The following is a 13,603-nucleotide window of genomic DNA, read 5'->3' on the forward strand; positions in this document are numbered from 1 at the left end:
AATGAAATAATAAAAGTTACATTTACACCTGAATAATTAATAAATTTTATATCAATTCATATGAAAAATAAACTTAGCCAATACTTTAAAGTAAGTTTGATCATAATTTTGATTTCAAACTCACTTTTGTTTTCACAAAACAAATACGATTTATATCAACTAAAGAATGAAACAATAAATTTTTTCAAATTACCTATTAACTGGGATAAAAACGATTTTTTAAAACTCAGTATTATAGGTGCAGGAACATTTGTAACTATGCAGATTGATCAACAGATTAGAAATGAATATTTAAAGGATAGGAGTTATAACAAAAGCTTTCCAATTAACTTTGGGAAACAATGGGGAGAAATTTATACAACAGCAATAATTGGAAGTGCTTTTGGATTACACGGTATTATAGGAAATAACAATTCAACAAAAAGGATTGGATTTGAGATATTTCAATCTGCGTTTTATTCAGGAATTATTACACAAATACTAAAGATATCGTTGGGACGTGCAAGACCATTTACAAATAATGGCTCTAAATTTTATAAACCTTTTACTTTATTTAATGATGATTTTCACTCATTACCTTCAGGTCATGCAACACTTGCTTTTTCATTATCAACAATATTATCAAATAATACTGATTCAAAAATATTAAAAGTAATTTTTTATATTCCTGCAGTACTTACTGCAACTTCGAGAGTTTATCAGGATAATCACTGGGCATCAGATGTTTTTCTTGGAGCTGCTATTGGATATTTTGTAGGTGAATGGGTTCATTCAATTCATAAAGAGAGTAACAATTCTAATCAAATTTTAGAATTAAGAAGTGATAATTCTAACTGGATAATTATTAAAATAAATTTTTAATCCCGATAGAAATTTCTATTTGTAAAAAGTGTTTATAATATTTACAATTCTCTTAAAATAAAAAAGACTGCCAGAGGCAGTCTTCTTTGATAACTTATTAATCACTTATATTAATAATTCTTTATCTCGTGTACCAATTTTGTAATTGCATCTTTTGCATCTCCAAAGTACATCAAAGCATTTGGATAGAAGAATAATTCATTCTCAATTCCTGCATAACCAACATTTAAAGATCTTTTATTAATTACAACTGTTTTAGCATAATCAACATTTAAGATTGGCATTCCATAAATTGGACTATTTTTATCGTGTCTTGCTGCTGGATTAACAACATCATTTGCACCAACAACAAAAGCAATGTCGGTATTTGGGAAATCATCATTTATTTCTTCCATAGATAGCATTTTATCATAAGGTATTTGAGCTTCTGCAAGAAGAACATTCATATGTCCAGGCATTCTACCAGCAACTGGATGAATAGCAAACCTAACTTTTTTACCTTTAGCTTCAAGTACATTTACTAAATCTCTTACAGCATGTTGAGCCTGTGCAACAGCCATTCCATAGCCTGGTACAATTATTACACTGCTTGCAGCATCGAACAACATTGCAAGTTCTTCTGCATCAACAGATTTTACCTGTCCTTTTTGTGAAGTAGTTGAAGTAGCTACACCAGTAGAACCTGCGGATTCCCATCCCCCAAGAACAACATTCATTAAAGAACGATTCATTCCTTTACACATAATATTGGTTAAAATAATTCCAGAAGCTCCAACTAATGCACCTGCAATAATTAATTCATTATTCTGTAATACAAATCCAGTTGCCGATGCAGCTAATCCAGAATATGAATTCAAAAGAGAAATTGCAACTGGCATATCAGCTCCACCAATTGGAAGTACTAACAAAACACCAAGTATAAGTGAGATAATTCCTATCGAAATAATTAACCACTGTAAAGAAGGATTAAGTACAAAATAAATTCCACCTAATAAAACTCCTAACAACAATAAAGCATTTATTGGATGCTGGAATGGATAACGCACTACTCTACCAGTTACAATACCTTGAAGTTTACCAAAAGCAATTAATGAACCAGTAAATGTAACCGCTCCAATCAAGATACTTAAAACAATTGTAATGCTTGTTTGATAATCATAATTAAATTGTGGGAAGTTAACTATTTTATAATATTCAGAATATGCAACGAGCATTGAAGCTCCACCACCAAATCCGTTTAATAATCCAACCATTTGTGGCATACCAGTCATTGGTACTTTTAATGCCAGTACAGCACCAACAAAAGCACCAATAATAAATCCAATAATAATCCATTCGTAAGTTAAAACATGTTGATCAAGTAATGTTACAACAATTGCGATAAACATTCCAAGAGCAGCAAGAAGATTTCCCTTCCTGGCTGTTTTTGGTGATGCTAAATTTTTAATACCAAATATGAATAGTACAGAGGAAATTAAATAAGAAATTTCTATTACAAACTTCATTTTTCAACTCACTTTTTTTTGAACATTTTTAACATTCTGTCGGTAACTAAAAAACCACCGACAACATTTATTGTAGCAAAAATCATTGCTATTAATCCAAGAATTGTGCTTATAGTAAATTCGTGCAAACCTGCACTTAAAATAGCACCAACAATAGTAATTCCAGAAATTGCATTTGAACCAGACATTAATGGAGTATGTAATGTTGGGGGTACTTTTGTTATTAATTCAAAACCAACAAAAATGGCAAGTACAAATACATAGATTAACATTAAGATTCCTATACCTTCCATTTATTACCTCTTTTTATTTTTCAATTTTGTAAAAGTGCTTTTGTTTTTTCGTGGACTACTTTTCCATCTTTCACTATTGTTGCACCACCTATTATCTCATCATCCATGTTGTGAATAAAATTTCCATCTTTACTTGAATAATCAATCAGATTCAATAAATTTCTTGCATACATTTCACTTGCATGATATGGAACTAAACTGGGCAAATTAGGTTCTCCAATAATTGTTACATTATATTTTTCTACAACTTTACCTTTTTCACTCAACTCACAATTACCACCAAACTCCACTGCCATATCAAGAATTACTGAACCTGGTCTCATATTTTTAACCATTTCTTCAGTAACAAGAATTGGAGCTTTTTTACCTGGAATTAAAGCAGTAGTAATTACAATATCTGCTTCTGTAATATGTTTGAAAATCAATTCTTTTTGTTTTCTTAAAAATTCTTCTGATTGTTCTTTAGCATAACCAGATGCATCCTGCATCGATTCATCAGTTGGGACTTCAATAAATTTACCACCCAAACTTTGTACTTCTTCTTTTACTTGAGGACGAACATCAGATACTTCAACAACAGCCCCTAATCTTTTTGCAGTACCAAGTGCAGAAAGTCCAGCCACCCCTGCTCCCATAATGACAACTTTAGCTGGCGAAATTGTGCCTGCAGCAGTCATCATCATCGGGAAAATTTTATGAAGGTAATTTGCAGCTAATATTACACTTTTATAACCTGCTATATTTGCCTGTGAACTTAAAGCATCCATTCTTTGTGCAAGTGTAGTTCTGGGAATTGCATCCATCGATATAACATCAACTCCTAAATCAGCTGCTTTTTTTGCAACATCGGGATAATGAAGTGAATAGAAAAATGAAATTAATAATTTACCTTTACCAATTAATTCAAGTTCATGTTTCCCTTTAGCAGGATGAATTATTGGTCTTTGAACTTTCAAAACTATATTAGCATTTTGATACAGTTCTTCAACATCATTTATGATTTTTGCTCCTGCATTTAAATATTTTTCATCTGGGAAACCTGCTTTAAGACCAGCATTTTTTTCTACTCGTACTTCAAAACCCTTTTTTATTAATTTTGATACAACATCGGGGACAATTGCAACTCTATTTTCCCCTTCCATAATTTCTTTTGGAACTGCTATTATCACTACTATCTCCTATTAATTTTTATTTTCAGTTATAAAACTTAAGAATTATCATTTTTATTTACTAATTAATTTTAATAATCACATAGTTATAATTTTATAAAGCACTTAAAATATTATCCACCTGATATTAAAATTATCTATTTTTATAACGATTATACATTGAGTATGATTTTTTTAATAAATAATTTACTTTTAAACAAATTTATTCTAAGAATTATGAAAAATTTAAATAGAGCACACCTTATAATCATAATATATCTTAGTTTTTTTATAAACAACTATTCACAGGAACTTAGATTTGAAATAATTAATTCAGATAAGGGACTATCTCAAAACACCGTACTTTCTATTTATCAAGATAGTAGAGATTTCCTCTGGTTTGGCACATATGATGGATTAAATCGTTACGATGGTTACTCCTTTAAAGTTTATAAGCCAATAGAAAATAATCCAAGAAGTATAAAAGGACAATCTTTTCGATCTATTATCGAAGATCGAGATGGTAACTTATGGATTACATCACTTGGTGAAGGACTAAATAGATATAATAGACTAACAGACGATTTTACTAACTTTCGTCACGATCCTAAAAATAAAAATTCCATTATATCAAACAGAGTAAGAGTTTTACACATAGATAAAAAAAATAGATTCTGGATAGGAACAGAAGAAGGTTTATGTAGATATGATTTCAAAAAAAATATTTTTATCTCTTATACAGATATTTTTAATAACGAGAATTTAAGTAACTCAAAATATATAACATCAATCTGTGAAGATTCATCAGGATTTTTATGGATTGGTACTATAAATGGTTTAATTAAATTCAATCCAGAAACAAATAATTATAAATATTATAATAATGTTCCCAACGATCCTTTCAGCATAAGTGGAAGTTACATAGGTAAAGTTTATGTTGATAAGAGTAACACATTATGGGTTGGTACTGCTGTCTGCTTACATAAATACGATAGAAAAAATGATCGATTTATCAGGTATGAAAATCCATTAATAATTAATAGCAAAGATAAAACAATAACTGACATTCTTGAAGATAGATACGGAGATTTATGGATTACAACTTTATTAGACGGGCTACAAAAATTTGATAGAAAAAAGGAAAAATTTTCTGTTTATAAACACGATTCATCAAATCCAGAAAGCATTGGCAGTAATATTTTATTTTCATTATATGAAGATAGAACTGGAATATTATGGATAGGAACTGAAGGAGCTGGTGTAAATAAATTAAATAGGAACAGATCTAAATTTATTTATTACTGCAATATACCATTCAATAAAGAAAGTTTAAGTAATAACAAAGTCTATTCTATTATCGAAGATAAATCAGGAATAATATGGATTGGTACATTTGGTGGTGGACTCAATAGATTTGACCCAAACTCAAAAGATAAAAAATTCATTCACTACAATTTTAATCCCTATAATCAAAACTCATTAGTTGATGATAGAATTAGAACTATGTTTGAAGACAATGAAGGAAATTTGTGGATTGGGACTGAATATGGTTTATCAAAATTTAATCCTCAAAAAAATCAATTTACTAATTTTATTAGTGATGGCTCGGCAAATAAACTAAGTAATAATATTATTTTTTCAATCTATCAAATTAAATCTGGTGAAATATTAATAGGTACTTTTGGTGGTGGTCTAAATATCTATAACAAAAAAAATAATACTTTTACAAGTTACAGGCATAACCCAGAAGATCCTAAAAGTATAAGTAGTGATAATATATGGTGTATTTTTCAGGATAGTAAAGGAAACATCTGGATTGGTACTGATGATGGTGGATTGAACAGATTTGATATCAAGAAAAAAGAATTTTATCATTATACGCACAATCCAGACGACAATAATAGTCTAAGTACTAATAAAGTTCTTAATATAATGGAAGATAGTAAAGGGAATTTATGGATTGGGACTATCCAGGGAATTAATAAACTTACATTTAAAAATAATAAACCTGAATTCACATCTTACACAATGAAAAATGGCTTACCTGATAATAATATTCAAGCAGTTCTTGAAGATAATAAAGGTTATTTGTGGATTAGTACAAATAAAGGCATTTCAAAATTCGACCCTGAAAAGATTAGATTTTTTAATTATGATGTGAGTGATGGATTACAAAGTTACGAATTTTATGTGAGAGCATGTGCTAAAAGGAAAAAAACTGGAGAATTATTATTTGGTGGGAATAAAGGATTTAATATTTTTCATCCAGATAGTATTGAAGAAGATAAAGTTATACCAAAAGTTTGGATCACTGAATTTTTATTATTTAATACACCTGTTAAGATAGGTGAAAAAATTGATAATAAAATTATTCTTAATAAAAATATTACAGAAACAAAAGAAATAATTCTTTCTTACAAAAATAATATCATCACATTTCGTTTTGCTGCATTACATTTTGCAAAACCAGAAAAAAATTCATATGCCTATATAATGGAAGGATTAGAAAGCAACTGGAATTATGTAGGTAATCAACATGTTGCAAATTATGCTCATATTCCACCTGGGAGATATATTTTCAAAGTTATAGCTTCTAATCCAGATGGAGTATGGAATGAAAAAGGTATTAGCATTAAATTAATTATTACTCCTCCCTTTTATCAAACTCTTTTATTTAGAATATTATCATTTATTACTACTATATCTTTAATTTACTATGCATATAAAAGAAAAATAAAATCTATTAAAAAGCATGAAGCAGAACTGGAAATACTTGTTAAAGAAAAAACAGAGCTAAATACTAAATTATCTCAAGAAATTGAAGAAAGAAAAAAGATTGAACAGGAATTAATAGCAGCAAAAGACAAAGCAGAAGCATCAGAAAAATTAAAATCAGAATTCTTAGCTCAAATGTCACACGAAATTAGATCTCCCATACACACAATATTAAATTTTACAGAATTAATTAAAGAACAATTAAATAATTCAGAAAATGTAATAATAAAAGAAAGTTTTAATTCAATAGAAAAAGCTGGCGATAGAATTGTAAGAACAATTGACTTAATCTTAAATATGTCTGAAATTCAAGCAGGGACTTATGAATGTATTTATAAAGAAATTGATCTGAATGAAAATATTTTAAAGAGATTATACCCGGAATTTTTATATAAAGCCAAAAAGAAAAACTTAGATTTAATTTTAGAAATAAAAAAAGAAGAACTAAAAGTTTTAGTAGATGAATATTCTGCCACACAAATATTTGTTAATCTAATTGATAATGCCATTAAATACACATTTGAAGGAAAAGTTGAAATCATATCGTTCTTAACAGAAAATAATAAGGCTGCTGTTAAAATTTCTGATACAGGAATTGGAATCTCAGAAGAATTTTTACCAAAACTTTTCACAGCATTTTTTCAGGAGCAACGAGGTTACACAAGAGCATTCGAAGGAAATGGACTTGGATTGGCTCTTGTAAAAAAATATTGTGAATTAAATAATGCAGAGATTTTTGTAGAAAGTAAAAAGAATGTTGGTTCTACTTTTACTGTAATTTTTAATAACACATTATAAAAAAAGCTGCAACAATTCTAACAAATATTATAAAATTGATGCAGCTTTATAAAAGATTAATTTAATTTTTCAGGATAGAGATTCTAATACACTTACATATTTTCTATTATTTCTCTTTCTCTCAAATTTTACGTATCCATCTATAAGTGCAAACAAAGAATGATCGCTAGCCAATCTCACATTTTTACCGGGATGAAAATTTGTTCCCTTTTGACGAACCAAAATTGAACCAGCAGTTACTTTCTGTCCACCAAAAGCTTTCACACCTAAATATTGTGGATTACTATCTCTTCCATTTCTCGATGAACCCTGACCTTTTTTATGAGCCATATTAACCTCCTGTTTCTATGCAATCTTTGTTATTTCGATTCTGGTCAATTGTTGTCTATGACCTCTTTTACGTTTGTAAGAGATTCTTCTTTTTTTCTTAAATACAATAATTTTATCATCTTTTAAATGTTCTAATACTTTAGCATGAACCTTAACATCTTTGAGTGTTGGAGTACCAATTTTAGTTTCGCCATCATTATTTACCATTAAAACTTCATCAAAGATGATTTCGGAATTTGGTTCTACATGTAATCTGGGTACATAATACTTCTGATTCTCTCTTACAATAAACTGTTGTCCAGCAATATTTACAACAGCAAACATTATACCTCCAATTAATCAAATTTTGAGTTACAAATATAAAAATTGATAATCCATTAAGTCAATTTCATTATTACACATTTATAAATAAATTAAATTATAAAACTTATAGGAAAATTATTTCTACTTTAATTTATTAAAATAAAAATGGGTGATTTTTTATCACCCATTTTATTGTGGGCAGAGACGGAATCGAACCGCCGACACAAGGATTTTCAGTCCTTTGCTCTACCGACTGAGCTATCTGCCCAACACAATTTCAAATTTTGTGGCTCAAATCTATAGAAAAAGAGATTAATTTTCAAAAAAAATTTCATATGAAAATGGTTAATAAATTTTACCACAAATTATTGTTTTCTTCATAAATAATTATCAAAAAAAATTTCACATTATCAGTACCATTATGGCTTTTTGAACATGGAGTCGATTTTCAGCTTCGTCAAACACTATAGAATTTGGAGAGTCTATTATTTCATCAATTACTTCTTCGCCTCTATGTGCTGGTAAACAATGCATAAATAAGTAATCATCTTTTGCATGCTTTATTAATTCTAAATTTACCTGATAATTTTTAAATACTTTTCTTCTTTCTTCGGCTTCTTTTTCCTGTCCCATACTTGCCCAGACATCTGTATATACTACATCTGCATTTTTAACTGCTTCAAATGGATCATTAATTATTTCAACTTTACTTCCCATATATTTTGCTATTTCAATTGCATTATCGACGATTTCTTTTTTAGGTTCATATCCTTTTGGTGATGCAACAACAATATCCATCCCTACTTTTGAGCATCCATGTAGTAAACTATGTGCAACATTATTTCCATCACCAATATATGCTAATTTAAGTCCCTGAAGCTTATTTCTTTTTTCTAAAATTGTAAATAAGTCCGATAGCACCTGGCAAGGATGAAGTAAATCTGTTAAGCCATTAATTACGGGAATAGTAGCATATTTAGCTAAATCTATAACATCCTGATGAGAAAAAGTTCTAATCATAATACCATCTAAATATCTAGAAAGTACTTTAGCTGTGTCATGAATATTTTCGCTTTTGCCAAGTTGCAAATCATTTTGATTAAAATACATTCCATAACCACCTAATTGATAAATACCTGTCTCGAAAGAGATTCTTGTTCTTGTAGATGGTTTAGAAAAAATCATTCCTAAAGTTTTTCCTTTTAAATAATGATGTTCTTCACCAGTATAAAGTTTTCTTTTTAGAGATTTGGCAACATCAAAAATTTCATAAATTTCTTCTAAGGAAAGATCTGCAATTGAAATCAAATCTTTCCCTTTCATATTTACTGCCATTTTATTAACTCCATTTATTGAAGTGATTATTTTAATTGTGTGTTAATAAAATTATAACTGAAAATTTTATAAACGAAAATAAAAATTATTCCAGAGTAATTCTTGTACCACAATTTTCTTTTTCAATTTCTTCTTCGTTTGTTATAATTGCTTCTTTACCACCACCTTCAAGGAATTCGATTGCTGCTAAAATTTTTGGTCCCATACTACCAGGAGGGAATTCACCCATTTCATAATATTTTTTTGCCTCTGAAACAGTTAATTTATCCAGTGCAATTTGATTTGGTTTTTTATAATTGAGATAGACCTTTGGCACATCTGTAATTATATAAAATCTATCAGCTTGAATTTCTTTTGCGAGAAATGCTGATGCAAGATCTTTATCAATAACAGCTTCAATTGCTTCAAGATATTTTGTATCCTTATGCCAGTAAACTGGAATTCCACCACCACCAACAGCTATAACTATATGACCTTTTTTAACCATATCTTTAATTACTTTTTTATTCATAACATCAATTGGTTTAGGAGAAGGAACAACTCTTCTCCAACCTCTTTTGCCAGGATCTTCTTTAAAAACCCATCCATTTGTTTTTGCAAGTAAATCAGCTTCTTCTTTTAGATAAAATCTACCGATAGGTTTAGTTGGATTTTGAAAAGCTGGATCGTTAATATCGATTAAAACCTGTGTAATTATTGCAAGAACATTTCTTCTTAAGTTTGTTTTACTTAAAGCATTTCTCATCTGGCGTTCTATCATATAACCAATTCCACCTTGAGAATCGGCTACACAAATATCAAGAGGCATTTTAGGAATATTATAGAGATTATACCCTGCTTCATTTCTTAAAAGAATATTTCCTACTTGAGGACCATTTCCGTGAGTGATTACAAGATTATATCCAAGTCTTAACAAACCAATTAATTTTTTGCAGGTTTCAAGAGTGTGAGCTTCTTGTTGTTCAATAGTACCGATTTCATTACTTCTTAAAAGAGCATTGCCACCTAAGGCAACCACAGCAATTTTTTTCATAAAATGCCTTTTTGTTTCAGTACACTTTCTAATGTATTTTCACCAATTTCTTGCAATTCATACATTACACGAGTAGTAGGTTTATTAATTTTTAATATTCTTCCTAAATCGATAGGAGTACCAATAACAACAGCATCGCAATCTGTACGATTGATAGTTTCTTCTAAATCTTTTATCTGTTGTTCACCATATCCCATTGCTGGAAGAAGAATCCCGATGTTCGGATATTTTTTATAAGTCTCAGCAATTGATTTAACAGTGTAAGGTCGAGGATCAACAATTTCTTTTGCATTTAGTTTTTTTGCTATAACTGTTCCAGCTCCATATTTCATTTCACCATGAGTTAATGTTGGTCCATCTTCCACTATTAGAACTCTTTTTCCAGTTATCAATTCTGGTTTATCAACAGTAATTGGTGAATTTGCTTCGATGATTATTGCTTTAGGATTTACAAGATGAATATTATTTCTTACCGTTTCAATTCCTTCTTTTGTAGCGGAATCAATTTTATTTATAATTACTGCATCGGCAATACGTAAGCAAGTATTTCCGGGATAATAATGTAATTCGTGACCGGGGCGATGAGGATCTGTAACAGTAAAAGTTAAATCCGATTTGAAAAATGGCATATCATTATTACCACCATCCCATAAAATAATATCAGCTTCTTTTTCAGCTTCTCTTAATATAGCTTCGTAATCAACACCAGCATAAATAATACCACCTCTGGCAATATGAGGTTCATATTCTTCCCGCTCTTCGATTGTACAATTATATTTATCAAGGTCTGAATAACTTGCAAATCTCTGAATTCTCTGTTTTACTAAATCACCATAAGGCATTGGATGACGTACAGCAACAACTTTTTTCCCTGCTTCAGTAAGTATCTTAACAATTTTTCTTGATGTTTGAGATTTGCCACATCCAGTTCTTACAGCTAAAACAGAAATTACTGGTTTAGTGCTTTTTATAATTGTTTCATTCATTCCCATTAATCTAAATGAAGCTCCTGCAGCATTAACAATTGAAGCTTTAGTCATAACATAATCGAAAGGAACATCTGAGTATGCAAAAACAACTTCTTCAACTTTGTATTTTTGAATTAATTCTACCAATTCAGATTCTTCATAAATTTTAATTCCATCTGGATAAAGATTTCCAGCTAATTCTGGGGGATAAATTCTTCCATCAATATTTGGAATTTGAGTAGCTGTAAAAGCAACTACTTCGTAATTATTATTATTTCTGAAATAGACATTAAAATTATGAAAATCTCGTCCTGCAGCACCCATAATAAGGACTTTTCTGCGTGCCATAATTACCTCATTTTTTTTATTCGACGGTTACGCTTTTTGCTAAATTTCTTGGCTGGTCTACATTTAGACCTTTTTTAACTGCAATATGATATGCTAATAATTGAAGTGGTATAACACTTAAAATTGGTTGAAGCATATCAATTGTTTTAGGAATTCTTATAACGTGATCTACAATTTTTTCTATATGATCATCATCCTCATTAACAATTGCGAGTATTCTTCCTTTTCTTGCTTTAACTTCCTGAATATTACTTAGTACTTTTTCATAAACACTATCTTTCATAGCCAAAAATACAACTGGCATATTTTCATCAATTAATGCAATTGGACCATGTTTCATTTCTGCTGCTGGATAACCTTCTGCATGGATATAGGAAATTTCTTTTAGTTTAAGAGCTCCTTCCAATGCTACAGGGAAATGATATCCACGACCAAGATATAAAAAGTTTTTACAATCGCTGTAGATATCAGCTATTGTTTTTATCTCATCATTAAGTTTAAGAATTTTCTCAACCTTTTTTGTAAGTGATTGCATTTCTTTAATAATTTCCTGACCATCCTGTAAATTCATATTTTTCTTACGAGCTAATAACAAAGTTATTAATGAAAGAACTACTAATTGAGATGTAAAAGCTTTGGTTGATGCAACACCAATTTCTGGACCTGCATGAATGTACACTCCTGCATCACTTTCTCGAGCTATTGAGCTACCAACTACATTGCAAATGCCAAGACAAAGAGCCCCTTTCTTTTTGGCTTCTCGTAAAGATGCAAGTGTGTCTGCTGTTTCACCACTTTGAGAAATAAAAATTACTGTATCTTTTGGAGTAATGATTGGTCTTCTATATCTAAATTCTGATGCATATTCAACTTCAACTGGAATACCAGCATACTGTTCCAACATATATTCACCAACAAGACCAGCATGCCAAGAAGTACCACAAGCAGAAATAATAATTCTATCTGAATTTGCTATTCTATCTTCATAACCTTGCAAACCACCTAATTTTGAAATTCCTTCTTCATATAGTAACCTTCCTCTCATGGAATTATAAATCGATTCTGGTTGTTCCATAATTTCTTTAAGCATGAAATGAGGATATCCACCTTTAGTAATTTCATCAACACTCATATCGACTTCATGAATTTCTTTAATTATTTCTTCATCATGAATATTCTTTGCGTGAAAGTGATCTTTATAAACTTCGGCTATATCCCCATCTTCCAAATAAACAACTTGACTTGTATATGTAATTAAAGCATTTACATCAGAAGCTATAAAGTTCTCATTTTTTCCAATTCCAATTACAAGTGGCGAACCTTTGCGAGCTACAACAATCTTATCAGGCTCTTCTTTATAAATTACAGCAATGCCATATGTCCCTTCTACTTCATTCAAAGCATATCTAACAGCCTGGAATAAATTATTTTTTAACTTAAGATAATGATCAATCAGGTGTGCTAAAACTTCGGTATCTGTTTCACTCAAAAATTTATAGCCCTCGTTAATCAAACCTTTTTTTAAAGAAGCATAATTTTCAATAATACCATTATGAATAATGAATAATGTTTTGTCATTATTCATATGTGGATGAGCATTTTCAATACTTGGCTCTCCATGTGTTGCCCAGCGTGTGTGACCAATTCCTAAGTTAGCAGATAAATTTTCATTATATAAAAGTTTTTCTAAATCTGCTACTTTCCCTTTTGTTTTGACAACCTTACACTCCTCAGAATTTATAATACCAATTCCTGCTGAATCGTACCCTCTATATTCAAGGCGTTTTAATCCTTCAATAAGAATAGGAATACAATTTTTGTTGCCTATGTAGCCAACAATACCACACATATGAACTCCTAATTAATTTTAAAAAAGATGAATAATTAATACTAAATTAATGATCAG

11 protein-coding genes and 1 tRNA gene are annotated in these 13,603 nt (G+C 29.8%); 2 read left to right on the forward strand and 10 right to left on the reverse strand.

Annotated features, from left to right (window positions below):
* Positions 1–60 precede the first annotated feature (60 nt).
* Positions 61–861 (forward strand): phosphatase PAP2 family protein, encoded by an 801-nt coding sequence (locus tag VJY38_RS01155; protein WP_353678836.1) that lies wholly within the window; start codon positions 61–63, stop codon positions 859–861.
* Between the two features lie 110 nt (positions 862–971).
* On the opposite strand, the gene VJY38_RS01160 is transcribed toward VJY38_RS01155, so the two are convergent.
* The 3 genes from VJY38_RS01160 to VJY38_RS01170 are packed head-to-tail and all read right to left on the reverse strand — an operon-like array spanning position 972 to position 3,828.
* Positions 972–2,366: an NAD(P)(+) transhydrogenase (Re/Si-specific) subunit beta gene (locus VJY38_RS01160; RefSeq protein WP_353678837.1), complete on the reverse strand. Its 1,395-nt coding sequence runs from the start codon at positions 2,364–2,366 to the stop codon at positions 972–974.
* Between the two features lie 8 nt (positions 2,367–2,374).
* Complete coding sequence (locus VJY38_RS01165; protein ID WP_353678838.1) at positions 2,375–2,659, reverse strand: NAD(P) transhydrogenase subunit alpha part 2; 285 nt, start codon at positions 2,657–2,659, stop codon at positions 2,375–2,377.
* A 20-nt stretch (positions 2,660–2,679) separates the two neighbouring features.
* Entirely contained in the window at positions 2,680–3,828 is a 1,149-nt protein-coding gene (locus VJY38_RS01170) for a Re/Si-specific NAD(P)(+) transhydrogenase subunit alpha (protein WP_353678839.1), read from the reverse strand.
* Between the two features lie 216 nt (positions 3,829–4,044).
* Between VJY38_RS01170 and VJY38_RS01175 the strand changes: the two genes are divergently transcribed.
* Positions 4,045–7,380 carry a two-component regulator propeller domain-containing protein gene (locus VJY38_RS01175; protein WP_353678840.1) on the forward strand — a complete coding sequence of 1,112 codons (3,336 nt, stop codon included), beginning with the start codon at positions 4,045–4,047 and terminating at the stop codon, positions 7,378–7,380.
* Between the two features lie 69 nt (positions 7,381–7,449).
* Here the strand turns inward: VJY38_RS01175 and rpmA are convergent, their stop codons facing one another.
* From rpmA to glmS, 7 genes are all read right to left on the reverse strand, one after another.
* Complete coding sequence (gene rpmA, locus VJY38_RS01180) at positions 7,450–7,710, reverse strand: 50S ribosomal protein L27 (protein ID WP_353678841.1); 261 nt, start codon at positions 7,708–7,710, stop codon at positions 7,450–7,452.
* Between the two features lie 15 nt (positions 7,711–7,725).
* Positions 7,726–8,034 (reverse strand): 50S ribosomal protein L21, encoded by a 309-nt coding sequence (gene rplU / locus VJY38_RS01185; RefSeq protein WP_353678842.1) that lies wholly within the window; start codon positions 8,032–8,034, stop codon positions 7,726–7,728.
* 174 nt (positions 8,035–8,208) lie between these two features.
* A tRNA-Phe gene (locus VJY38_RS01190) sits at positions 8,209–8,281 on the reverse strand.
* A 134-nt stretch (positions 8,282–8,415) separates the two neighbouring features.
* The gene (gene argF, locus VJY38_RS01195; RefSeq protein WP_353678843.1) at positions 8,416–9,348 is read right to left on the reverse strand and encodes an ornithine carbamoyltransferase; all 933 of its coding nucleotides are present in this window, start codon (positions 9,346–9,348) and stop codon (positions 8,416–8,418) included.
* An 85-nt stretch (positions 9,349–9,433) separates the two neighbouring features.
* Positions 9,434–10,381, reverse strand: coding sequence for a carbamate kinase (gene arcC / locus VJY38_RS01200; protein ID WP_353678844.1), 948 nt, complete (start codon positions 10,379–10,381; stop codon positions 9,434–9,436).
* Entirely contained in the window at positions 10,378–11,697 is a 1,320-nt protein-coding gene (locus VJY38_RS01205; RefSeq protein ID WP_353678845.1) for a cyclic 2,3-diphosphoglycerate synthase, read from the reverse strand. Before VJY38_RS01205 ends, arcC begins: the two co-directional genes overlap by 4 nt.
* A gap of 16 nt (positions 11,698–11,713) precedes the next feature.
* Entirely contained in the window at positions 11,714–13,546 is a 1,833-nt protein-coding gene (gene glmS, locus VJY38_RS01210) for a glutamine--fructose-6-phosphate transaminase (isomerizing) (RefSeq protein ID WP_353678846.1), read from the reverse strand.
* Positions 13,547–13,603: the final 57 nt, after the last annotated feature.

The organism is Rosettibacter firmus (genome assembly GCF_036860695.1).
GTDB classification, from domain to species: Bacteria; Bacteroidota; Ignavibacteria; order Ignavibacteriales; family Melioribacteraceae; genus Rosettibacter; species Rosettibacter firmus.